The sequence below is a fragment of the Cypionkella sp. PAMC25878 genome (assembly GCF_058135695.1).
Genome location: NZ_CM176871.1, coordinates 4,318,781 through 4,338,783 on the forward strand (window position 1 = coordinate 4,318,781; position 20,003 = coordinate 4,338,783).

Below are 20,003 nucleotides of genomic sequence, written 5' to 3' on the forward strand. Positions count from 1 at the left end.
CAGACTCATTGATCGTCAAAGCCAGAACAAGACGGTTGCGGCGAGAGCGACGGCGGAGAGGAAGACTTTTGGGCATCTGTCGTAACGTGTTGCCACCCGCCGCCAGTCTTTGAGACGGCCAAACATGATCTCAATCCGATTGCGGCGTTTGTATCGGCGTTTATCGTATTTGACAGGCTTCGCGCGTGACTTCCGGCCGGGGATGCAAGGCGTGATCCCCTTGTTTTTCAGGGCGTCTCGGAACCAGTCGGCGTCATAACCCCGGTCAGCCAGCAGCCACGTCGCTTTGGGTAAGCTGCCCAGTAAGGCCGCAGCGCCGGTGTAATCGCTGACCTGACCTGCGGTCATGAAGAAGCGGATCGGTCGGCCGTTTTCGTCAGTGACGGCATGCAGTTTGGTATTCATGCCACCTTTGGTCCGGCCAATCAGACGACCGCGCCCCCCTTTTTCACCCCAAGGCTTGAAGCCGTGCGGTGCGCCTTGAGATAGGTCGCGTCGATCATCACCGTCTTCGGGACCGCCGCCTCGGAGGCCAACCCTTCCATCATCCGGGCAAAGACGCCCATGTCGCCCCATCGCTTCCAACGGTTGTAAAGCGTCTTCGCCGGGCCGTATTCCTTCGGCGCGTCAGACCAACGCAAGCCATTGCGATTGATGAAGATAATGCCGCTCAAGACCCGACGATCATCGACACGCGGCACCCCGTGGCTCTTGGGAAAGAAGGGTTTAAGTCGAGCCATCTGCTCGTCCGTCAGCCAGTAAAGGTTGCTCATTGCTCAGTCTCCTTGCGGAGCCTGAATCACGGCTGCGTTGCAAAATCAATAGGTCCTGACCCTAGTTGACATGCCCGAGATTGGCAGCCTGACCAACAAACAAGTCGGCAGCCTCGCGGGTCTTGCTCCGATGTCACAAAGCTCGGGGAAATGGCAGGGCAAGGCGCGGATTTTGGGCGGACGTCCCAACCTGCGCCATGCGATATTTATGCCCGCACTTGTCGCGATCAGGTTCAATTTGGATATGAAGCTGAAATACGCAGCCCTGATCGCTGCGGGGAAAGAAAAGAAGGTCGCGATCACAGCCGTCATGCGAAAGCTTCTTGTGTTAGCAAATGCTCTGCTGCGCGACGATAGAAAATGGGCCGCAAAACCGACTTGACCAAGACGGATACTCCTCCCGGAGTATGCGGTTCCCTTTGCGAAGCCGGTCGTTCTCGCGCAGAAGCTCAGCATCCTGTGCGGGCACCTTAGCCTCTTCGGCAATAGCCCGAATCCACTTGCCGAGCGTCGAAAGCCCGATCCCCAAATCAGATGCAACCTGACGCATGCTCAGACCGCTGGTCTGCGCGATCCGAACCGCATCTCGTTTGAACTCGTCGCTGGGTCGTGCTGCCATATCAAGTCTCCTTCATGGCGATCATCGCTCTCAGAACACCGGAACGAAACCGGTGCAGGTTCAGGGCGATGCCCGGTCGATTGAGCTGCGCTTGGTGCAATCGTCGAACCCGTCCATCGACACGTCAATCCGCGCCGGTATTGCGCCTTTAACCAAATTAAAGTCCCGCTGAACCTGCGGGTCCATGGATTGCCTCGGCCACGGCGTCCTGGCCCTTGTTCATGTCGGCATTGTCATTCGTGAAACCGCCAAAGGCATCGAAGACGAATTTGTGGTTCGGGGTGGCGGTCGGCGACGGGAAGCACAGGAAATCCACGCCGGGCTTCATGCCTTTGGCCTGAAACTCACCCTTGGCCCAATCCCCCATGATCTGCATGTCCGCTTGACCCATTGGCACAAGGTTGGTCGCCGCAGCCCAATCGCATCCGGTATAGCCATCGTCATGCAAGCCGCGAATCTGGCCCAGAAGATCAAAGACCTTGATCCTCTCGGGGTTGGAAAGCGTGGTCCCATCCAGATCAATCGTGGCTTTTTTTGTAGAAATCCTGGCCGTTTACATCGGCGACCATGCTTTCCCAGATCTCTTCGATCTGCCAGCTTTCGTCGCTCATCGCGATCGGGATGACCCCGGCGGCTTTCCGCCTCTGGGCATTGGCGATCAACTCCTCCCAACTGGTGGGTTCAGTGATCCCGTTCTTGTCGAAGATGGCCGTGTTGGCCCGAATTATTTCAGCGATCCCTATGATCTGGATGCCCTCACCAATGCTGGGCTTTTCGCGATGGAGGCGATGGATCAGCCCGAGATGCGGCGCTACATCGCCCAGCGCCAAATCCCCGGCCCAGCGATCACCCGCGACGGTTTCCGGCGCTTTTGCCAGACCGAGGTCCATGCAGCTTTGCATCCGGTGGGCACCTGCCGGGCTGACAGCGACGCGATGGCCGTGGTGGATCCGCAGTTGCGGCTGCATAGCATAACTGGCTTACGGGTCGCGGATGCTTTGATGATGCCGCAGCTGATTTCCGGCAATCCGAACGCGGTTTGCATCATGATCGGGGAAAAATCAGCTGATCTGATCAAGGCGGCGCAAGCCTGACACCCCGCTGTGCGGGGCCAAACGCCCGCAGCGTTGTTTCCAGCATCACTGGCAAACGCCTAATAGAAGGGGATAGGTGAGAGGCTGACAACGACCCAAGCGGGGCTCGTTACGGCTGCTTCCTTCCGGACCTGACCGGGTTGGCGAGGCGCTTACCCGCGCCAACCTCTCAATCTTCGATATAGGGCGGTGCAATCGGATTCGCAAGGCTTCGTGACAGGGTCGCTGATGGGGCGTGATTTCGGGCAAAAGCGCAGACGGCTATGCCTTACCGCCCGCAAGCCCTTTCAGAAACCCAATGGCGGATTTCAGCATTCCGTCCAGCCACAGCCGCCCGGCATCCACCGCCGCGACATAGGCTTGCAACGCCCCCGCCGCCGCCGGGAATTGCTGCGCCAGTTTCGGTGCCATCACATAGGCGGTCAGCAGCGCCACGCCCAGAACCAGCATCAGCACGAAGCCCGAGCGGAAGCTGGATTTCTGCGCACCATCTTCGCCCAAAGTCTCGGCAATCGCCGACTGGCCCGAACGTTTTTCGCTGCTGGCGCGCAGGGTGGAGTTGATTTCCTCAATCTCGGGCAGCATTTCGCGCCGGGTTTGCGGTTTGACCACCGCCTCGGGCTCGCCCTTCATCCGCGCCAAGCGGCGCGCCACAGCCCCCGCCGCCGGAGTCTCCAGCCCCAGTTCGGTCTGGGTTTCCACCACCGGAGTTTCCACCTTACGGGCCTCGACCTCACGCTCGGCTTCCTCACGTAGTACCGCCAGCACGCTTTCATCAATGCTGCGCAGGGCGGGTTCGGGCACGGGCGGCGCAGCCTCGCTCATCGGCGCGACTTCGGTCAACGGCGGATCAAGCTCTGAATCATCCACATCGGGCCGCTCCGGCGCGGCGACATCGGCTGCAGCCGAACGCGCAGGTCTATCCATCTGCGCGGCAATCTGCGCTGCAATCGGCGGGGGCGCATCAAACAGCGCCTCCTCTGCCGCCAATTCCGCCTCCACCTCGGGCGACAGCTGAAACCACGCATGGCCACAGTTGGAACATTGCACATCGCGCCCCCCATCGGGGATCGCAGCCGCATCAACCTCATATTCCGCATCGCAATTCGGGCAAACTAGACGCATTGTTGGGGTCCGGGGTCATTTCTGTGAGGCAGGCTGCTGACTTGTAGCAATGAAGGAAACATTCTGGAAGCCTTTGTGGCAAAACTTGACCCGAAGCGATTGAATCCCTTGCCACCTTGGGCAATGGTGCAACGCAATGCGGCCCAAACAGGATGAAACCCGGTGATTGCCTTCGACAATGTGGCCTACAGCTACGGTGGGGGCGAATTGCTGTCCGAGATTTCGCTGCGCTTGGCCCCCGGTTCGTTCCATTTTCTGACCGGGCCGTCGGGGGCGGGAAAATCCACCTTCCTGAAACTGTGCTACGGTGAACTTTTGCCCAGCGCCGGACGGATCACTCTGTTTGACCGCGAAGTGCGCAGCCTCAGCCGCGACGATATCGCCCTGACTCGCCGCCGCATTGGCATGGTGCAGCAGGATTGCCAGTTTCTCGACCATCTGCCCTTGGCCGCCAATGTCGCCTTGCCGCTGACGGTGGCGGGCAAAGCTTCTGTCCCGCAGGATCTCAGCGATCTGCTGGGCTGGGTCGGCTTAGGCCAGTTGGCCGATGCGTTGCCGCCGTCTTTGTCCGGGGGTGAGCGGCAACGCGCCGCCCTCGCCCGCGCCATCATCATCGGCCCCGATGTGGTGCTGGCGGATGAGCCCACCGGAAACCTCGATTGGGAGATGTCGCTGCGCCTGCTGACCTTGCTGGTCGAGTTGAACCGGATGGGCAAAACCGTGCTGATCGCCACCCATGATCTGAACCTGATCCGGCAGGCGAAAAGCCAGATCGCCGCCCGCGTGCTGCGGATATCCAAGCGCCGGATACAACTGGCCGGGGCTGATTTATGAGCCTGTTGTCGCGGCTCACCCCTGACCGTAAGGCCGACAGGCAGGCCGACCGCGTGGTGCCACCCTCGGGCCACACCGCATGGCTGACCTCGTTCACCGCAGGGGCGATGGCATTTCTGGCGGTGTTCGCACTGGCCTTGTCGCTGGCAGCGGGGCGTTTGGCAGATCGCTGGTCGGATGCGCTGGAACGCACCGCCACAGTGCGGCTCTCCGCGCCCGAAGACCAAATGGATCTGCAAACCAAAGCCGTGCTGGCCGTCCTATCAACCACCCCCGGCATTGCCTCGTCTCGCGCCATGACCGACGCCGAACAGCGCGCGCTGTTAGAGCCGTGGTTTGGCCCCGACCTGCCTGTGGATGCCCTGCCGCTGCCCCGGCTGATCGAAGTCACCGAAAGCGGCGCGGGTTATGACGGCGAAGGCCTGCGGCAACGCCTCGCCGCCGAGGCCCCCGGAGCCGTGCTTGACGATCACACCCGTTGGCGCAGACCGCTTGCCGTCGCCGCAGGCCGCCTGCGCCTGCTCGGCCTGCTCTCCATCGGGCTGATCGGCACCGCCACCGCCGCCATGATCACCCTCGCCGCCAGTGCAGCCCTCGCCGCCAACACCCAAGTCGTCCGCGTGCTGCGGCAGGTGGGCGCGCGCGATGCCTATATCGCCCGCGCCTTCGTCCGCCGCTTCACCCTACGCGCGATCACGGGTGCTGCGGTGGGCACGCTTGTGGGCATGATCGGCGTGGCCCTGCTGCCCTCCACCGATACCGCTGGCGGCTTTCTGACCGGCCTCGGATTTCAGGGCCTAGGCTGGCTCTACCCGCTCACCCTGCCCCCCCTCGTCGCCGTGGTCGCCTTCGCAGCCACCCGTGCCGCCGCGTTCCGCAAACTCCGGGAGCTGACCTGATGCGCAACTCACCCCTATGGCGTCCCATTCAATGGCTGCTCTCGCTGGTGTTCATCCTGCAAATGTATCTCGCCATGCTGGTGCTGGGCATCGTCTACCTGCCCTACGCTCTGCTGAACCGGGACGGAGCCGTCGCCGCCTGCCATGCCTTTTGTGCATGGGTCCGCTTCAGCCTGCGGGTGATCTGCGGCCTACGCACCGAAATCCGCGGTGAGGTGCCGCAAACCGAAGTGCTGATCGCCGCGAAACACCAAAGCTTCCTCGACATCATCCTGATCTACGGTGCCCTGCCCCGCGCCAAATTCATCATGAAGGCCGAGCTGCGCTTCGCCCCGATCCTCGGCTGGTACGCCCTGCGCATTGGCTGCGTCCCGGTCAACCGCGGGAAAAGGGGGGCTGCGATCACCCAGATGATGGCGGATGTGAAATCCGGCCTCGCCCGCCCCGGTCAGTTGATCATCTACCCGCAAGGCACCCGCGTCGCCCCCGGCGAAACCCTGCCCTACAAGATCGGCACCGCCGCGCTTTACAGCCAGCTCGGCCAGCCCTGCGTACCCGTTGGCACCAATGTCGGGCTGTTCTGGCCGAAACGCGGCATCCTGCGCCATCGTGGGACGGGCGTGGTCGATTTCCTGCCCGCCATCCCGCCCGGCCTCAGCAACGCCGAGTTCATGACCCAACTAGAGGCGCAGGTCGAAGCCTGCTCCAACGCATTGTTGGTGGAAGCTGGATACAAATGAGCACTTCCTCCGCCACCATCGAACACATGCTCGACACGATCCCGCTGACGCTGACGGTGAAGAAGATGTTCGGCGAATACGCCCTGTATCTGGATGGCATCGTGGTGGCCTTCGTCTGCGATGAGACCTTGTTCATCAAACCCACCCCCGGTGCCAATGCGATCCTGCCCGACGCCGAGCGCGGCCCCGCCTATCCCGGCAGCAAAGACTATATTATCGGCTCCGAAGCGCTGGACGACCCCGATGTTTGCGCCCGCGCCCTCCGCGCTGTCGCCGCCGACGCGCCGCCACCCAAACCGAAGAAACCGAAGGCCGCGAAGAAACCCAAGACCTGCTAAACTTGGGCTCTTAGCTCATCCTCTGCGCTCAAATATCCCCGCCGGAGGCTTCCGAACAAAGCCCCACAAACCAAGGTCCACCCATGACGCCCCCCACTTGGATCACCACTCTAGACGACCTGCACGCCCATTACGGCACCCCCGGCAAACCGGCCCTTGCCAAAGTCACAGCACATCTGACCCCCGCCTATGCCGCCTTCATCGCCGCCTCACGGTTCTGCATCCTGTCCACGGTTGGCCCCGAAGGCACCGATGGCAGCCCGCGCGGCGATAAGAACCCGGTGGTGATCCCGCTCGATTCAGAAACTCTCCTGATGCCCGACTGGAAGGGCAACGAACGCATCGACTCCTTACGCAACATCATCCGCGATGGCCGTGTATCATTGATCTTCCTTGTCGCAGGCTCCACCACCGCCATCCGCGTCAACGGCACCGCCAAAATCACCGCCGACCCCGATCTGCGCGCCCGCTTTGACCGAGAGGGCACCCAGCCGCGCAGCGTGATCGTGATCCGCATAGCCGAGGTCTATTCGCAATGCGCCCGCGCCCTGCAACGCTCGGCCCTGTGGACCGCTCCCCATGCCCAAAACCTGCCCACCCCCGGCCAAATGCTGCAAGACGCGACCGCAGGCGCGATCAACGGGGCCGATTATGACGCCGAGCGCGCCACCCGCGCGCACCTCGGCTGGTGGTGATCAGCGCCGCGCCAAAGTGCCAAACACCCAATCCCACAAAGGTGAGGTGACGCCGAAATTATGCGCAACATCATGATGATGCACGGCATGGAGCCGGATCAATCTCCGCAGCCATGCCCGCCCGCCGCTGCCCAGATGATGCACCACATAATGCACGCTGATATAGCCGAGATAGCCGAACAGCACGCCCGCCATCACCGCGGCCGCCCACTCGGGCCGCAAAGCCCACGTCAGCGGCCAATAGATCAGCCCATAGAACACCAAGAGCGTCACCAACATCGGCGTGCCTTGCAACTCACGCGGGGCCGCGTGATGCGCCAGATGGATCTGCTGCAACAGCGGTGCGTGGTGGAAGGCAAAGCGGTGGATCAGATATTCTGCCAAACTCCAGCCCAGTAGCCCCAGCGCTATCAATCCTCCCGAAGCAAATCCGCCACCCGGCCCAAACGCCAATACAACACACAGCAGGATCAACGGCGGATAGACCAGAAAATCGAGGAAAAACATCCAAGCCGGCATTTCCGCGCTGAACATTTGCAAAATCCGCGTTTTGACTTTGCGCACGCTTTGCCAAAACGGATGGGTCTGCATCGCGTTAGGGTCCATATCTGTCGCCTGCCTTTATGCCGATGGCTCTGCGGGACGCATCGGCTGTCATGACGCCGTTACTCTCGCAGAGATTGCATAAAATATCCAGCCCGGCCCTGTGGATCGGAAGCGGGGATCGCAGCAGCCCAAAAGCCTGAACTAAAAAAGGACTAAAAAAGGCCCGTATCTTCATCCGCGATAGCGTCGTCAATAAAGCCGCCCGGATCAGCCATAAAAGCTTGATACAACTTGAAATGCCGCGTCTGCCGATAGTCGACCGCTGCAAGACCGCCTTTGCTGATTTCCAAAACCTGCGCATCGGGCAGCGCCATCAGCAGCGGCGAATGAGTTGCCATGATCACCTGCGCGCGACCCAGCGACTGAATACGGCTGAGAAGACGCAAAAGCTGCAACTGGCGCTTGGGCGACAGCGCAGATTCCGGCTCGTCGAGAAAATAGGTGCCCTGTCGCGACAGCCGTTCCTCAAAAAACCGCAAGAACCCCTCGCCATGGCTTTCCGACAGATAATCCGGTGGCGGGCCACCGCTATCCCGCGCCGCTTCGTCCAGATAGCGCGCCACGCTGAAGAAAGATTCCGCCTTGAAAAACCAGCCATTCGTAACTTTCGGCAACCATGCCGCCCGCATTACCTCGCCCAGCGCGCTGCCACTGGTATCAATCGCACGCGCGTGGTCGACTGGACGATAGCCCTTGCCACCCCCGGCCTCGTCATAACCGCTGAGGCCCGCAATCGCCTCGATGAGTGTGGATTTTCCAGTGCCGTTTTCACCGGTGATGATGGTAACGGCGGCAGTGAAATTCAGTTCAAACTCCGGGTCGGCCAACCAAGGCAGGTTGAAGGGATAATCCTTGCGCCCCGCGATCCGCTCCGGCAACAGGCTGATCCGCTTCAAGAACGGCGGTGGCAGACTGGTTCCTGTGCGTTTGCGGCTCATCGTGATACCTTGGCGGCCCTGTCACCGCATCATGCGGCAAAAGTTAAGGCCGCGTAAACACGCGGCCATAACCCATTGATTCTTTAGAAATGCAGCATGTGTCCACGCGTGGACACCCCCGCTTAGGCCGCCAGCCCCTTGCTGCCCATATCAAGGAATTTCTGGCGACGATCCCTAATCAAAGCCTCGGGTTTCTTGCCCGACAGCTCTTTCAGCATGGTTTCAATCGCCTTGCCGACCGCTTCAATCGTGTCTTTCCGCCCCCGCTGAGCGCCCCCCAGCGGCTCCTTCACGATGCGATCAATCACGCCCAATTTCTGCAAATCCTGCGCCGTCAGCCGCAAAGCCTCGGCGGCTTCCCGCATCTTCTCGGCATCTTTCCACAGGATCGACGCGCAGCCTTCCGGCGAGATCACCGAATACACCGAATGCTCCAGCATCGCGATCCGGTTGGCGGTCGCAAACGCCACCGCCCCGCCAGAGCCACCTTCCCCGATGATCACCGAGATCAACGGCACGCCAATCTCCAGACATTTCGCAGTCGAGCGCGCAATCGCCTCGGCCTGCCCGCGTTCCTCGGCACCCTTGCCCGGATAAGCACCGGGGGTGTCGATCAGCGTGATCACCGGCAGATGAAACCGATGCGCCATATCCATCAACCGCACGGCTTTACGATAGCCCTCAGGCCGCGCCATGCCGAAATTGCGTTCAATGCGGGATTTGGTGTCGTTGCCTTTTTCGTGCCCGATCACCATCACCGGGGTGTCGTTGAAGCGCGCGAGGCCGCCCATCACCGCGTGATCGTCCGAGAACCCCCGGTCGCCCGCAAGCGGAGTGTATTCCTGAAACAGAGCCTCGATGTAATCTTTGGAATGGGGCCGCTCGGGGTGACGCGCCACCTGACATTTCCGCCACGGCGTCAGATCCTTGTAGAGATCCTTCAGCAACTGATCCGCTTTGCGGTCCAACTGCTCGGCCTCTTTGGTGACATCCATCCCGGTATTGCTGCGGGCCATCGCGCGCAGTTCCTCGGCCTTGCCTTCAATTTCGGCCAAAGGCTTCTCGAATTCGAGGTAGTTCATCGAGCACTCCATCGCAGGCCAGATCATCGGCAAGGCCCCCTATATGGCCGCGTGACGCGGAAAATGCAACCGACCACAACTATCGCCGGACAGAGCGCCCTTTCGCGTTGTCGATAGCAAAGCACGACGCTACCACTTGAGCGCACGGCTGGTTTGGCAGGTATGTGAGGGATTGTGCGGGTATTTCTGGCAAACGACACCTCGCGCAGCGCACATGCGGGTTGCAAAGCGGTGATGCGATCACTGCACGCCGCGATGGCCGCCGTGCCGGGGCTAGAGATTTGCGGCACCCACAGCGTCGGCACCCGCGAGATCGACGAGGACGCCTTCAATGCCGCAGATGCCGTGCTGATCAACGGCGAAGGCACCATCCATCATTCCGGCCAACATGCGACCTATCTGCTGGCGCTGATTGCCGAGGCAAAGGACGCGGGCAAGAAAGTGCTGCTCGTCAACGCACTGTTCCAGCAATACGAATGCCAGTCCGATGATATTCTGGCCGATTTGGCCTTACTCACGGTGCGCGAGCCGCGCAGCGCTGACTTTGCTCGCCGCTATGGTGGCACGCCGCGCGTATTGCTCGATAGCGCCGCCGATCCGGCCTTTACCGAAGGCGGCACGGCCACGCCGCTGACGCATGGTTGGGTGATCGGCGGCTATATCGACAGCGGGTTGCTGAAAGACCCGTTCAAGCGCATCGCGGGCCACCATTTGAATATCCACAAAAGCCCGTTTGAGGATATCATCGCCACGCTGCGGACTGCCGAGTTGTATCTCACCGGGCAACATCACGGAGTTTACGCAGCAGCAATTGCGGGGTGCCCGTTTATCGTCACGCCCTCGAACAGCCATAAGATCGAGTCGTTTGTGGAATGGACCGGCCTGCCAATCCCGATCTGCATGCAGCAAAAAGAAATCCTGCCCGCCGCCGCCTTCGCTCTGCGCAATCCCTCGATTTATGCCGATTTGCAGGATTTTATGAAAAGTCAGTCGGTTCTGACCAGCGCGATGCTGGCCGAGGCGTTGGGCTGACAGCTGCGCTGACCGCAGTTCGGCAAGATTTGTGATATTGCACCATGCTAGCCCTTTTTTAGAACGAGCATGTCCAAGATGACCAACAGCTATGAAACCCGCCTGATCCGCGTGTTGGATTACATCCATGACAACCCCGCCGGGGATTTGAGCCTAGATGCTTTGGCCGATGTGGCGGCACTGTCGCGGTTTCACTTTCACCGGGTGTTTCATGCGTTGATGGGGGAAACGGCGGCGCAGGCGGTGCGGCGGATGCGGATGTACCGCGCGAGCGTTGCACTGGTGCAGACCACCGCGCCCTTGGCCAAGATCGCCCACGCCGTTGGTTATCCCAACCTTGCCTCCTTCACCCGCAGCTTTGCCGAACTTTATGGTGTGCCCCCGGCCGCCTTTCGCGCCAAGGGCGAGCTGCGTCCTCTGCCCCCCTTGTTCAGAACTGGAGAGTCTCTGATGTATGCTGTTGAAATCCGACAAGACCCCGCCCGCAGGCTGGCCGCGATCCCGCATAAGGGCGCTTATACCGAGATTGGTCGCGCCTTTGAGAAAGGCGGTGCGGTGCTGGCTGCGCGCAAGCTGATGGGTGCCTGTGGCGGCATGGTCGGGGTCTATTATGATGACCCTGCCGCGGTAGCTGTGGCGGACCTGCGCAGCCATGCCGGGTTTGAGATTGGCTCTGGCCAGATTGATCCGCCGCTGGAGTTGGTGAACCTGCCCGCGGGACGCCACGCCGTGCTGCGGTTTAAGGGCTCTTATTCTGGCCTGCCCGCCGCCTATGAACAGCTATACCGCAACTGGTTGCCGGGATCGGGCGAAGCCCCAGCCGACAGCCCGGTGTTCGAGGTTTATCTGAACACGCCGATGGATACAGCACCCGAGGAATTGCTGACCGAGATTTGCCTGCCGCTGGCTTGAAGGCGGCTTAAATCCAAGGCCTAAAAACAGCACAGCCCCGTGGGTTACCACGGGGCGTGCATCCTCCCGAGGATGCGGCATCGGGCCTCCTCTCCCTTTGCCGCGCGGGTATCTCTGGGGCATACTGTCGCATGCCGCAGCGTCACAGTGCCGTCACAGAACGCACGAGTCAACAGGATCTTTTCGGCGCTGAAACATTAAGCAGCGGCGATCATTTCCGCCTGTTTCACGATCACTTCCGCCTGTTTAATCGAGGCAATATCGACCAGACGGCCCTTAAAGACCGTGGCACCCTCGCCCCGCGCCTTGGCATCGGCCATTGCGGTGAGAATCTCCCGCGCCTCAGCCACAGCGGCTTCAGACGGCGTGAAGACCTCGTTCGACAAAGCGATCTGTTTGGGGTGAATCGCCCATTTGCCAACCATGCCCAAAGTGGCCGAGCGGCGGGCTTGGGCGCGAAAACCCTCATCATCGCTGAAATCGCCGAACGGGCCATCGACGGGCAAGATGCCATGGGTGCGGCAGGCGGCAACGATGACCACTTGTGCCCAATGCCACGGATCGGACCAATGTTTCACACCCTCGCGCAGCATGTAATAGTTTTCCTGCGTGCCACCGATACCGGTGGTCTGCATCCCCATCGATGCCGCGAAATCCGCCGCCCCCAAAGACATCGCCTGCAAGCGCGGGCTCGAGGCCGCGATTTCCTCAACATGCGCGATGCCAGCAGCGGATTCGATGATCACCTCAAAGGAGATAGGCTTGGCACGGCCCTTGGCGCGTTCAATCGCGGTGACGAGGGCATCGACGGCATAGACATCTGCGGCACAGCCCACTTTGGGAATCATGATCTGATCTAAGCGCGGGCCGCATTGCTCCAGCAGATCAACCACATCGCGATACCAGAACGGAGTATCGAGGCCGTTGATCCGCACCGACAGGGTTTTCTTGCCCCAATCGAGCGTATTGACCGCATCGATGATGTTGGCGCGGGCTTGGTCTTTGTCGGAAGGTGCCACCGAATCTTCCAGATCAAGGTTGATCACATCCGCCGCCGAGGCGGCCATCTTGGCGAACAGCGCGGGGCGCGAGCCGGGGCCGAACAACTGGCAGCGATTGGGGCGTGCCGGGGGGCTGGGTTGCAGACGGAAGGACATTTTTGCCTCGCAAGGATATTTCACGGTATTTGTAACATTTGGTATATTGTTGCGTCATTGACGGCAAGTTGAATTTGCAGTTGCAGCAATTTGGCAAGCAGTCGCGCAGAAATTATTGATCTTTCTGCGATAAATCATAGATTTTTGGCCATAAATCCGAAGATTATTCCGATAAATCAGAGAATTCATTATACTAATCCCTACACCAAAGCCTTTGCGTGCAGTTCCTTGCAAAGGCTCGCCGCACAGCAGCGGCACAATGGAGCGACCTTGACCTCCCCGCGCTTCTGTCTCACACCCATGCGCGCAGAATGGGCCGCCCTGCGCGGATTTGAGGATAACACGATGACCAGAACCGTCTACCTGAACGGCGAATACCTGCCGGAAGCCGAAGCGAAAGTCTCGATCTTTGACCGCGGCTTTCTGATGGCCGATGGCGTCTATGAGGTCACCTCGGTGTTGGACGGCAAGCTGATCGACTTTGGCGGCCATTGTCTACGCCTTGCCCGCAGCTTGTCGGAATTGGAGATGCAGAACCCGCACTCGGATGCCGAATGGCTGGCGATCCACCGCGAATTGGTGACACAGAACGGCATCAGCGAAGGCATGGTCTATCTGCAGGTGACGCGCGGCAATCCGGGGGACCGGGATTTCGCCTATCCGCCGGAGGATGTGACGCCGACCGTGGTACTATTTACCCAAGCCAAGCCGGGGCTGGCCGACAATCCGGTGGCGAAGGTCGGGTTCAAAGTGATCTCGATCCCCGATATTCGCTGGGGGCGACGCGATATTAAAACGGTGCAGTTGCTCTATCCTTCGATGGGCAAGATGGCGGCGAAGAAGGCCGGGGTGGATGACAGCTGGTTTGTTGAGGATGGCGTGGTGACCGAGGGCACCTCAAACAACGCCTATATCGTCAAGGGCAACAAGATCATCACCCGTCAGCTTTCCAGCGATATTCTGCACGGCATCACTCGCGCGGCGGTGCTGCGCTTTGCGGTAGAGGCGCAGATGGAGGTTGAGGAGCGGGCGTTCTCCATCTCTGAGGCCCAAGACGCGGATGAGGCGTTCATCACCTCGGCCTCGGCCTTTGTGATGCCAGTGGTTGAGGTTGACGGAGCGGCGGTCGGCACGGGAAAGCCAGGCCATATCGTGGCGCGGCTGCGCGAGATTTACTTGGATGAGATGCGCAAGGCGGCGGTCTGAAACGGCGGCTCGGGCTTGCATATAGCAAAGCCCGAGCCGTCATTGCTAAAACTGAAACACGGACACCTGCGAGATCGCGAAATTGTTCGCGTTCAGCAGATGGGCCAGTTCGATGGTTTGATCAGGATCGGCATTACTTTCCAGTCCGACCGTAACAGTGCCAGTGTCGGCGTCCGTCTGTGAAAACAGTGTCCACTGCGACAGATCGGCGACGCGCTGATCGACATCCAGCTCCAGACGGTCATCGTTGCCATCATAATCGCTGACGGTGATCGCTTCTGCGTCGTCGCGCTCATGCACAGTGACCATCAGATCATTGCCCGCCCCGCCCGTTAGCGTGTCGCCATCATCGCCAATCAACAAATCATCCCCGGCGCCACCCGAGACGTGATCCGAAGCCTGCGCTGCGGTTTCCCAGCCATCCAGCTGATTGTCGGTGGCCGAAACAATATCATTGCCGTCACCGCCATCCAGCGTGTTTTGGCCAGAGTAATCCCAGACTTCATCATTGCCTGCCTCGCCATGCACAACGTCATCGCCAAGCTGGCCGTGTTCAAACGCGTAATTGGAAACTTCGTCATCCACCCAACTGACATCATTGCCCGAGCCGAGCGAAATCTGATCATTGCCTTCTTCGCCCAGCATAACGTCACTGCCGCGACCGCCGAACAGGCTGTCATCACCGCTAAGCCCCAGCACAAGATCATTGCCCGCGCCGCCGTAAAGCTGGTCATCCCCCACGCTGCCATCGACAAAATCATCGCCGTCGCTGCCGCTTATGGTGTCATCGCCTGCGTTCCCGATCAAAGAATCATCGCCGCCGAGGCCGCTGATCTGATCGTCGCGTGCGGTGCCAAGCAGGGTGTCGCTGCCATCGCCACCCGTCAGCGTTTCGCCAGTGTGATCAGGTTCGTCGGGTTTGTCGTCATCGTGACCAGACCCGGAAAAAGCGAAACCAAGTATCGGCAAGGCGAGTAACAGCAAAAATTCCATCTTTGGCACCCGGTAAAATTACTCTGAATTAGATTAAAAGGTCGAAAGCAGCTGCGCGTCAACTTTCGCGACAATTTTGCCTTAAATTTTCCACAATTTTAGAATGATCGCGCGATTGTTTCCAAAAGAGCGCTAACCAGCCAGCCCCGCCAGCACTTCGCTTAGAATCGGCGCAAGCAGCAGCGCCCAAGCTTGCTGTTCGGCCTCGGTGGCGATCAGATCATTGCGCAGCTCTATCAAGGTGTTATGCCGCCCGGGTTGCAGCGCGTGCATGTCAATCGCATCGCCGGGAAGATGGCCTGCGTAGGGCTCGTTGTCACCGATGCAGAGGTCGGCCTCGGCCAGCAAACGGGCAACCAGTGGCTTGGAAAACCGCTCGTCCAGATGGCTATACAGAACACCCACATGCCAAGGCCGTGCGGGGCGACCTTTCAGGCAAGGCGTGAAGGAATGAATTGCGAGGATAACCGTATCAGGCTGGCGGGCCGCCAACCGCGCATAGGCTGCGTGGTAGGGACGGTAAAGCGTATTCAGCCGCCGCTCGGTTTCCACAGCATCGACGTGACGGTTGGCGGGGATGATGGTGCCGTCATAGAGCTTCATCACCAAGGTCGGGTCATCTTCGCCGCGGTTGGGATCAATCACCAGACGCGAGAAGTCGGAACAGATCACCGGGCTGTCCAGTGCCACGCCCAACGCTCGCGCCAAACCTGCCGCCCCCACATCATAAGCAATGTGGCGCGCCATATCCGCATCGCTAATCCCCAAACTGCCGCCCAAATCGTCAGGCACCCGGTTGGTTGCGTGATCGCACGTCACCAACCAGCGTCCCGGCCTGTTTTCGCCCGAAATCGAAAAAGCCATGCTGTTCCCGTCACAATTCCTCGACTTCTGCTGTTTATGCTACCGCTACCAAAACCGCCAGTTGCTCCGCGCGTCAGTTTGTTCCATAAGACGCGCGGCCCACCACGAAAAATAGATGCGACGAAAAGGAAAAAGGCATGAGACGCCTTCGGAACGTAAAGATCGTGGCCACTCTGGGCCCAGCCTCCAGCGACTATAAAATGATCCGTGCGCTGTTTGAGGCCGGGGCCGATGTGTTTCGCCTGAACATGAGCCACGGCACCCATGCCGAGCAGGCCGCGCGCCATGCCATCATCCGTCAGGTCGAAGCCGACACCGGGCGCCCGATCGCGATTTTGGCAGACCTTCAGGGACCAAAGCTGCGGGTTGGCGTGTTCGCCAATCCAGCGGGCGAAACCTTGGTTGAGGGCGTTGCCTTCCGCATGGATCTCAGCAGCACGCCGGGCGACGCAGCCCGGGTGCAACTGCCGCACCCCGAGATTTTTGCAGCTTTGGAGCCGGGTGCTTCGCTGCTGGTCAATGACGGTAAGATCCGTGTGCGGGTCAAGGACTGCGGCAAGGATTACGCGAATTGCGTGGTTGAAGTCGGTGGCGTGATTTCCAACCGCAAGGGCGTCAACGTGCCCGACGTGGTGCTGCCACTGGCAGCTTTGTCCGCCAAAGACCGCGAAGATCTGGAATTTGCCTGCGAGTTGGGCGTCGATTGGCTGGCGCTTTCCTTCGTGCAACGCCCCGAAGACGTGATTGAAGCGCGGGTTTTGGCGCGCGGTCGCGCCGCGATCCTGTCGAAGATCGAAAAGCCTGCTGCGGTGAAGGCCTATGACGCGATTCTGGCTGTCTCAGATGGCATCATGGTAGCGCGTGGCGATCTGGGCGTTGAATTGCCCGTCACTTCGGTGCCGCCAATCCAGAAACGCCTTGTGCGGGGTGCGCGAGCTGCGGCCAAGCCCGTGATCGTGGCGACGCAAATGCTCGAATCAATGATCGAAGCGCCTGTGCCGACCCGCGCTGAAGTCTCGGATGTGGCGACTGCGATCTATGAAGGTGCCGATGCGGTCATGCTGTCGGCCGAATCGGCTGCGGGTAAATATCCGATCGAAGCCGTCACCACGATGAACAACGTCGCGATGTCTGTCGAAAAAGACCCGACCTATCGTCAGGTGATTGAGGCCTCACGGCAAGTGCGGCGCGAGACCATCGCCGATGGCATTGTGGCGGCGGCGCGTGAAATCGCCGAAGCCACCAATATCAAGGCGATTGCCTGTTTCTCGCAGACCGGCACCACCGCTTCGTTGGTGGCGCGCGAACGCCCACAAGTGCCGATTCTGGCGCTGACGCCGCTGATGTCGACCGCACGTCGGATGTCACTGACCTGGGGTCTGCACTGCGCCATCACCCCGCCGCAAGATCGCTTCAAAGGCGCTGTGCTAGCGGCCGTGAAGGTCGCGCGTGAGGATGATTTCGCCTCGGTCGAGGATATGATCGTCGTCACCGCCGGCGTTCCGTTCAACGTCAAAGGCACAACCAACATTCTGCGCGTGGCACCCTGCGACGAAAGGTTGATTTCTTTCAGCGAGCCGGAGTAACCTTTGACGCAGCCACGCTTGGCCAGTTTGTCAAAGGTGTATCGGCATGAGCCACGATCAGATCCTTGTCATCGGCATTATCATCTGCGCTCTGGCTATCCCCTCGCTGCTGGCGGCTTTTTCTGAAAGCCGCCCGCCGCGCGCCGGGGCCATTATGGTTTTGATCGGCGGCGTGCTGCTGACCTATGCGCTGACGCAGAAAGCCGGCGGCTATCGGTTTGAGCAGATCCCACATATTTTCGTGCAGGTCATCGCGGATCTGATCAAGTAATCCACCGCGATTGCCCCTTGCACCTAACCCCGCGCCCGCCTATAGCACCCACTCGAATACCCCGCGAGACCGGCCTACGTGGCATGCCGAGTCCCGCCTGAAACCACGGAGATGGAAATGCCCAAGATGAAGACCAAGTCGGCGGCGAAGAAGCGTTTCAGCTTCACGGCCTCCGGTCGGGTGAAAGCTGGCGTCGCCGGCAAACGCCACGGCATGATCAAACGCACGACGAAATTCATTCGTGACGCGTCCGGCACTATGTTGCTGAGCCCGTCCGACGCGAAAATCGTCAAGAAATACATGCCCTACGACCGGTAAGGAGAGCACCCGATGTCCCGCGTTAAATCCGGCGTAGTTACGCACGCCCGCCACCGCAAGGTGATCAAGAAAGCGGCTGGCTATTACGCCGCCCGTTCCACGAACTTCCGCACCGCTACGCAGGCTGTTGACAAGGCTCAACAGTATGCGACGCGCGACCGTAAGACCCGCAAGCGCAACTTCCGCGCTTTGTGGATCCAGCGGATCAACGCCGCTGTGCGTTTGTTCGATATCGAGTTCACCTACTCGCGCTTCATCAACGGTCTGGCGAAAGCTGGCATCGAGGTGGACCGTAAGGTTCTGGCCGATCTCGCCGTGCACGAGCCCGAGGCGTTCAACGCCATTGCGGCACAAGCCAAGGCAGCTTTGGCGTAAGCCTTCGCTTTGATTTCTGGAAAAGCCCTGCCCCTTGTGGCGGGGCTTTTTCTCTTGGGGTTGGGCGCTGGATGAGAGTTGAAGCCTCCGGCGGGAGTATTTCTGCCAAGATGAAACCCCAAGCGCCGCTTGCAAATCCGGGGCTTGGCCGCTAGCACAAGGCCGCAGGAATACCGGAGATTGCTATGGACGGGTTAGACACGCTTAAGGCCAAATACCTGACCGCCGTTGCCAATGTGGGCGACGAGGCGGGCTTGGAAGATTTGCGCGTGGCCGCCCTTGGCAAGAAGGGCGAGATTTCGGCGCTGATGTCCGGTCTCGGTAAGATGGAACCCGATCAGCGCAAGGCCGCTGGTGCCATGCTGAACGTGCTGAAGGATGAGATTGACGCCGCCCTGCGCGCCAAAAAGGCCGCGTTGGGCGATGCGGCGCTGACTGAACGCCTGCGCTCGGAATGGCTGGATGTCACCCTGCCGGGTCGCCCGCGCCGTCAGGGCACCATTCATCCGGTGTCTCAGGTGATGGAAGAACTGACCGCGATCTTCGCCGATATGGGCTTTGCCGTCGCCGAAGGCCCGCAGGTCGAATCCGATTGGTATAACTTCGACGCGCTGAACATCCCGCCGGAACACCCGGCGCGGCAAGAGCATGACACGTTCTTTATGAACCGGGCAGCGGGTGACGACCGCCCGCCACATGTGCTGCGCACCCACACCAGCCCGGTGCAAATCCGCGCCATGGCCGCCCAAGGCGCGCCGATCCGGGTGATCGCGCCCGGTCGCGTCTACCGTATGGATATGGACCAGACCCACACCCCGATGTTCCATCAGGTTGAGGGTCTGGCCATCGACCGCAATATCTCCATGGCCAATTTGAAATGGGTGCTGGAAGAATTCTGCCGCGCCTTCTTCGAGGTGCCTTCGGTGGAACTGCGCTTCCGCGCCAGCCATTTCCCTTTCACCGAACCCTCAGCCGAGGTTGATATTCGTTGCTCGTGGGAGGGCGGTCAGTTGAAGATCGGCCAAGGCGACAAATGGATGGAAATCCTCGGCTCGGGCATGGTGCATCCCAACGTGCTGTCCGCCGCAGGGGTGAACCCCGACGAATGGCAGGGCTTCGCCTTTGGCATGGGCATCGATCGGATTGCGATGCTGAAATACGGCGTCCCGGACCTGCGCGCGTTCTTTGAGAGCGATCTGCGCTGGCTGCGCCACTACGGCTTTGCGGCTTTGGACATGCCCGATCTGGCGGGCGGGCTGAGCGCTTAAATCCTACTGCGCGGGCGCGATCAGAGCCCGCGTCAGTGCCGTGAATTCGTGCGCGATCGTCATATACAAAAGCGCAGTCAGCCCGAGCAGTAAGCAGAGCTTCCCAACGTTCAGCCGTTTGCGGTCCTTTGGGATTTCAAACATCGGGTCCATCATCAGGGCGGTATAGCTGATCATTGCCCACAGAATAAGGCAATCGCCCCATTGATCTGGCGACAAGCCGTTTCCACGGGGGAAACCTGCCCTGCCCGCTTCCCCTTTCCGCCTCAATGCGTTAA

At 60.3% G+C, this 20,003-nt stretch carries 23 protein-coding genes, 1 other RNA gene and 3 pseudogenes; 15 read left to right on the plus strand and 12 right to left on the minus strand.

Annotated elements, in window-relative coordinates:
* Nucleotides 1-15 precede the first annotated feature (15 nt).
* Nucleotides 16-773, minus strand: a protein-coding gene (locus ACS5RD_RS21340) for an IS5 family transposase (protein ID WP_489927796.1) whose coding sequence is annotated in 2 segments (ribosomal slippage) — nucleotides 16-455 and nucleotides 455-773 — 759 coding nt in all. Because the reading frame shifts where the segments join, the coding sequence is not laid out codon by codon here.
* Between the two features lie 61 nt (nucleotides 774-834).
* On the opposite strand from ACS5RD_RS21340, the pseudogene ACS5RD_RS21345 reads away from it, so the two are divergent.
* Nucleotides 835-1,155 (plus strand): annotated as a pseudogene (locus ACS5RD_RS21345) (transposase); the annotation flags it as partial.
* A 12-nt stretch (nucleotides 1,156-1,167) separates the two neighbouring features.
* Here the strand turns inward: ACS5RD_RS21345 and ACS5RD_RS21350 are convergent.
* A pseudogene (locus ACS5RD_RS21350) lies at nucleotides 1,168-1,392 on the minus strand (transposase); the annotation flags it as partial.
* Between the two features lie 157 nt (nucleotides 1,393-1,549).
* Nucleotides 1,550-1,840 (minus strand): hypothetical protein, encoded by a 291-nt coding sequence (locus tag ACS5RD_RS21355; RefSeq protein WP_489929039.1) that lies wholly within the window; start codon nucleotides 1,838-1,840, stop codon nucleotides 1,550-1,552.
* Between the two features lie 76 nt (nucleotides 1,841-1,916).
* Between ACS5RD_RS21355 and ACS5RD_RS21360 the strand changes: the two are divergent.
* A pseudogene (locus ACS5RD_RS21360) lies at nucleotides 1,917-2,387 on the plus strand (GMC oxidoreductase); the annotation flags it as partial.
* Between the two features lie 173 nt (nucleotides 2,388-2,560).
* Here the strand turns inward: ACS5RD_RS21360 and ffs are convergent.
* Nucleotides 2,561-2,658, minus strand: an RNA gene (gene ffs, locus ACS5RD_RS21365) — signal recognition particle sRNA small type.
* 89 nt (nucleotides 2,659-2,747) lie between these two features.
* Nucleotides 2,748-3,611, minus strand: a complete 864-nt coding sequence (locus ACS5RD_RS21370) for a zinc-ribbon domain-containing protein (RefSeq protein WP_489929040.1) — start codon at nucleotides 3,609-3,611, stop codon at nucleotides 2,748-2,750.
* Between the two features lie 162 nt (nucleotides 3,612-3,773).
* On the opposite strand from ACS5RD_RS21370, the gene ACS5RD_RS21375 reads away from it, so the two are divergent.
* The 5 genes from ACS5RD_RS21375 (at nucleotide 3,774) to ACS5RD_RS21395 (ending at nucleotide 7,117) form a co-directional block, all read left to right on the plus strand.
* Entirely contained in the window at nucleotides 3,774-4,445 is a 672-nt protein-coding gene (locus ACS5RD_RS21375) for a cell division ATP-binding protein FtsE (protein WP_054008906.1), read from the plus strand.
* Nucleotides 4,442-5,344 carry a cell division protein FtsX gene (locus ACS5RD_RS21380; protein ID WP_489929041.1) on the plus strand — a complete coding sequence of 301 codons (903 nt, stop codon included), beginning with the start codon at nucleotides 4,442-4,444 and terminating at the stop codon, nucleotides 5,342-5,344. Before ACS5RD_RS21375 ends, ACS5RD_RS21380 begins: the two co-directional genes overlap by 4 nt.
* Complete coding sequence (locus ACS5RD_RS21385; RefSeq protein WP_489929042.1) at nucleotides 5,344-6,084, plus strand: lysophospholipid acyltransferase family protein; 741 nt, start codon at nucleotides 5,344-5,346, stop codon at nucleotides 6,082-6,084. The genes ACS5RD_RS21380 and ACS5RD_RS21385 overlap by 1 nt, the downstream gene beginning before the upstream one ends.
* Complete coding sequence (locus ACS5RD_RS21390) at nucleotides 6,081-6,422, plus strand: TfoX/Sxy family protein (RefSeq protein ID WP_489929043.1); 342 nt, start codon at nucleotides 6,081-6,083, stop codon at nucleotides 6,420-6,422. Before ACS5RD_RS21385 ends, ACS5RD_RS21390 begins: the two co-directional genes overlap by 4 nt.
* 83 nt (nucleotides 6,423-6,505) lie before the next feature.
* Nucleotides 6,506-7,117 (plus strand): MSMEG_1061 family FMN-dependent PPOX-type flavoprotein, encoded by a 612-nt coding sequence (locus ACS5RD_RS21395; RefSeq protein WP_489929044.1) that lies wholly within the window; start codon nucleotides 6,506-6,508, stop codon nucleotides 7,115-7,117.
* Here the strand turns inward: ACS5RD_RS21395 and ACS5RD_RS21400 are convergent, their stop codons facing one another.
* The 3 genes from ACS5RD_RS21400 to ACS5RD_RS21410 form a co-directional block, all read right to left on the minus strand.
* A complete protein-coding gene (locus ACS5RD_RS21400; RefSeq protein ID WP_489929045.1) occupies nucleotides 7,118-7,723 on the minus strand; it encodes a sterol desaturase family protein in 606 nt (201 codons plus the stop codon).
* Between the two features lie 152 nt (nucleotides 7,724-7,875).
* Nucleotides 7,876-8,661: an AAA family ATPase gene (locus tag ACS5RD_RS21405; protein WP_489929046.1), complete on the minus strand. Its 786-nt coding sequence runs from the start codon at nucleotides 8,659-8,661 to the stop codon at nucleotides 7,876-7,878.
* A gap of 122 nt (nucleotides 8,662-8,783) precedes the next feature.
* A complete protein-coding gene (locus ACS5RD_RS21410; protein WP_489931417.1) occupies nucleotides 8,784-9,743 on the minus strand; it encodes an acetyl-CoA carboxylase carboxyltransferase subunit alpha in 960 nt (319 codons plus the stop codon).
* A 174-nt stretch (nucleotides 9,744-9,917) separates the two neighbouring features.
* On the opposite strand from ACS5RD_RS21410, the gene ACS5RD_RS21415 reads away from it, so the two are divergent.
* Nucleotides 9,918-10,775 carry a polysaccharide pyruvyl transferase family protein gene (locus tag ACS5RD_RS21415; protein ID WP_489929047.1) on the plus strand — a complete coding sequence of 286 codons (858 nt, stop codon included), beginning with the start codon at nucleotides 9,918-9,920 and terminating at the stop codon, nucleotides 10,773-10,775.
* Between the two features lie 78 nt (nucleotides 10,776-10,853).
* Entirely contained in the window at nucleotides 10,854-11,687 is an 834-nt protein-coding gene (locus ACS5RD_RS21420) for an AraC family transcriptional regulator (RefSeq protein WP_489931418.1), read from the plus strand.
* 197 nt (nucleotides 11,688-11,884) lie between these two features.
* Here the strand turns inward: ACS5RD_RS21420 and ACS5RD_RS21425 are convergent, their stop codons facing one another.
* A complete protein-coding gene (locus tag ACS5RD_RS21425; RefSeq protein ID WP_489929048.1) occupies nucleotides 11,885-12,844 on the minus strand; it encodes an L-malyl-CoA/beta-methylmalyl-CoA lyase in 960 nt (319 codons plus the stop codon).
* Nucleotides 12,845-13,189: 345 nt separating this feature from the next.
* On the opposite strand from ACS5RD_RS21425, the gene ACS5RD_RS21430 reads away from it, so the two are divergent.
* Nucleotides 13,190-14,050, plus strand: coding sequence for a D-amino-acid transaminase (locus ACS5RD_RS21430; protein WP_489929049.1), 861 nt, complete (start codon nucleotides 13,190-13,192; stop codon nucleotides 14,048-14,050).
* A gap of 45 nt (nucleotides 14,051-14,095) precedes the next feature.
* Here ACS5RD_RS21430 and ACS5RD_RS21435 read toward each other — a convergent pair whose 3' ends face one another.
* Nucleotides 14,096-15,043: a calcium-binding protein gene (locus ACS5RD_RS21435; protein ID WP_489929050.1), complete on the minus strand. Its 948-nt coding sequence runs from the start codon at nucleotides 15,041-15,043 to the stop codon at nucleotides 14,096-14,098.
* 132 nt (nucleotides 15,044-15,175) lie between these two features.
* On the minus strand, nucleotides 15,176-15,907 hold the full coding sequence (locus ACS5RD_RS21440; RefSeq protein ID WP_489929051.1) for an N-formylglutamate amidohydrolase: 732 nt from the start codon (nucleotides 15,905-15,907) through the stop codon (nucleotides 15,176-15,178).
* Between the two features lie 137 nt (nucleotides 15,908-16,044).
* On the opposite strand from ACS5RD_RS21440, the gene pyk reads away from it, so the two are divergent.
* The 5 genes from pyk (at nucleotide 16,045) to pheS (ending at nucleotide 19,725) form a co-directional block, all read left to right on the plus strand.
* On the plus strand, nucleotides 16,045-17,493 hold the full coding sequence (gene pyk, locus ACS5RD_RS21445; protein ID WP_489929052.1) for a pyruvate kinase: 1,449 nt from the start codon (nucleotides 16,045-16,047) through the stop codon (nucleotides 17,491-17,493).
* A gap of 46 nt (nucleotides 17,494-17,539) precedes the next feature.
* A complete protein-coding gene (locus ACS5RD_RS21450) occupies nucleotides 17,540-17,764 on the plus strand; it encodes a hypothetical protein (protein WP_489929053.1) in 225 nt (74 codons plus the stop codon).
* Between the two features lie 117 nt (nucleotides 17,765-17,881).
* Nucleotides 17,882-18,082: a 50S ribosomal protein L35 gene (rpmI, locus tag ACS5RD_RS21455; RefSeq protein ID WP_054009035.1), complete on the plus strand. Its 201-nt coding sequence runs from the start codon at nucleotides 17,882-17,884 to the stop codon at nucleotides 18,080-18,082.
* Between the two features lie 12 nt (nucleotides 18,083-18,094).
* Nucleotides 18,095-18,457, plus strand: coding sequence for a 50S ribosomal protein L20 (rplT, locus tag ACS5RD_RS21460; RefSeq protein ID WP_284325643.1), 363 nt, complete (start codon nucleotides 18,095-18,097; stop codon nucleotides 18,455-18,457).
* Between the two features lie 185 nt (nucleotides 18,458-18,642).
* On the plus strand, nucleotides 18,643-19,725 hold the full coding sequence (gene pheS, locus ACS5RD_RS21465; RefSeq protein ID WP_489929054.1) for a phenylalanine--tRNA ligase subunit alpha: 1,083 nt from the start codon (nucleotides 18,643-18,645) through the stop codon (nucleotides 19,723-19,725).
* Between the two features lie 3 nt (nucleotides 19,726-19,728).
* Here pheS and ACS5RD_RS21470 read toward each other — a convergent pair whose 3' ends face one another.
* Nucleotides 19,729-19,944 (minus strand): hypothetical protein, encoded by a 216-nt coding sequence (locus tag ACS5RD_RS21470; RefSeq protein ID WP_489929055.1) that lies wholly within the window; start codon nucleotides 19,942-19,944, stop codon nucleotides 19,729-19,731.
* Nucleotides 19,945-20,003: the final 59 nt, after the last annotated feature.

What these genes read in the sequence shown, in the direction of transcription:
- ACS5RD_RS21370 (WP_489929040.1), bottom strand. Translation starts at nt 3,611, where the DNA reads ATGCGTCTAGTTTGCCCGAATTGCGATGCGGAATATGAGGTTGATGCG.
- ACS5RD_RS21380 (WP_489929041.1), top strand. Translation starts at nt 4,442, where the DNA reads ATGAGCCTGTTGTCGCGGCTCACCCCTGACCGTAAGGCCGACAGGCAG.
- ACS5RD_RS21385 (WP_489929042.1), top strand. Translation starts at nt 5,344, where the DNA reads ATGCGCAACTCACCCCTATGGCGTCCCATTCAATGGCTGCTCTCGCTG.
- ACS5RD_RS21390 (WP_489929043.1), top strand. Translation starts at nt 6,081, where the DNA reads ATGAGCACTTCCTCCGCCACCATCGAACACATGCTCGACACGATCCCG.
- ACS5RD_RS21395 (WP_489929044.1), top strand. Translation starts at nt 6,506, where the DNA reads ATGACGCCCCCCACTTGGATCACCACTCTAGACGACCTGCACGCCCAT.
- ACS5RD_RS21400 (WP_489929045.1), bottom strand. Translation starts at nt 7,723, where the DNA reads ATGGACCCTAACGCGATGCAGACCCATCCGTTTTGGCAAAGCGTGCGC.
- ACS5RD_RS21405 (WP_489929046.1), bottom strand. Translation starts at nt 8,661, where the DNA reads ATGAGCCGCAAACGCACAGGAACCAGTCTGCCACCGCCGTTCTTGAAG.
- ACS5RD_RS21410 (WP_489931417.1), bottom strand. Translation starts at nt 9,743, where the DNA reads ATGAACTACCTCGAATTCGAGAAGCCTTTGGCCGAAATTGAAGGCAAG.
- ACS5RD_RS21420 (WP_489931418.1), top strand. Translation starts at nt 10,854, where the DNA reads ATGACCAACAGCTATGAAACCCGCCTGATCCGCGTGTTGGATTACATC.
- ACS5RD_RS21425 (WP_489929048.1), bottom strand. Translation starts at nt 12,844, where the DNA reads ATGTCCTTCCGTCTGCAACCCAGCCCCCCGGCACGCCCCAATCGCTGC.
- ACS5RD_RS21430 (WP_489929049.1), top strand. Translation starts at nt 13,190, where the DNA reads ATGACCAGAACCGTCTACCTGAACGGCGAATACCTGCCGGAAGCCGAA.
- ACS5RD_RS21435 (WP_489929050.1), bottom strand. Translation starts at nt 15,043, where the DNA reads ATGGAATTTTTGCTGTTACTCGCCTTGCCGATACTTGGTTTCGCTTTT.
- ACS5RD_RS21440 (WP_489929051.1), bottom strand. Translation starts at nt 15,907, where the DNA reads ATGGCTTTTTCGATTTCGGGCGAAAACAGGCCGGGACGCTGGTTGGTG.
- pyk (WP_489929052.1), top strand. Translation starts at nt 16,045, where the DNA reads ATGAGACGCCTTCGGAACGTAAAGATCGTGGCCACTCTGGGCCCAGCC.
- ACS5RD_RS21450 (WP_489929053.1), top strand. Translation starts at nt 17,540, where the DNA reads ATGAGCCACGATCAGATCCTTGTCATCGGCATTATCATCTGCGCTCTG.
- rpmI (WP_054009035.1), top strand. Translation starts at nt 17,882, where the DNA reads ATGCCCAAGATGAAGACCAAGTCGGCGGCGAAGAAGCGTTTCAGCTTC.
- rplT (WP_284325643.1), top strand. Translation starts at nt 18,095, where the DNA reads ATGTCCCGCGTTAAATCCGGCGTAGTTACGCACGCCCGCCACCGCAAG.
- pheS (WP_489929054.1), top strand. Translation starts at nt 18,643, where the DNA reads ATGGACGGGTTAGACACGCTTAAGGCCAAATACCTGACCGCCGTTGCC.